The sequence below is a fragment of the Phormidium sp. CCY1219 genome, from assembly GCF_055795085.1.
This window is the reverse complement of sequence record NZ_JAYFEQ010000913.1, coordinates 1-371: the sequence shown is the minus strand read 5'-3', so window position 1 is coordinate 371 and position 371 is coordinate 1. Positions and strand designations below refer to the sequence as shown.

Sequence of the window (371 nt, the reverse complement as noted above, 5' to 3'; positions counted from 1 at the left end):
CCAACTGCAAATCAACAGTTCCCCGGACTTTGAAACTAAATCTAGTTACAATATCCGAGTGCAAACCCAAGATGCGGGTGGAGAGATTTTCCAGAAGGAATTAACGATTAACGTTAACGACCTGAACGAGAGTCCCACCGACCTCGCCCTCAGCAACAACGCCATCGACGAAAACGTAGGGGCGAACACCGCAGTCGGCAACTTCTCCACCACCGACCCCGATACTGGAGATACCTTTACCTACAGTTTAGCGACAGGTACGGGAGACACCGATAACGCCGCCTTCACCATCGCTGGCGACCAACTGCAAATCAACAGTTCCCCGGACTTTGAAACTAAATCTAGTTACAATATCCGAGTGCAAACCCAAG

General features: G+C 50.1%; 1 protein-coding gene. It reads left to right on the top strand.

Going from position 1 to position 371, the window contains the following annotated elements; translation table 11 throughout:
• The coding region (locus AC0QH1_RS30045; protein ID WP_324635122.1) for a cadherin repeat domain-containing protein at positions 1 to 371 on the top strand (371 nt) is incomplete at both ends.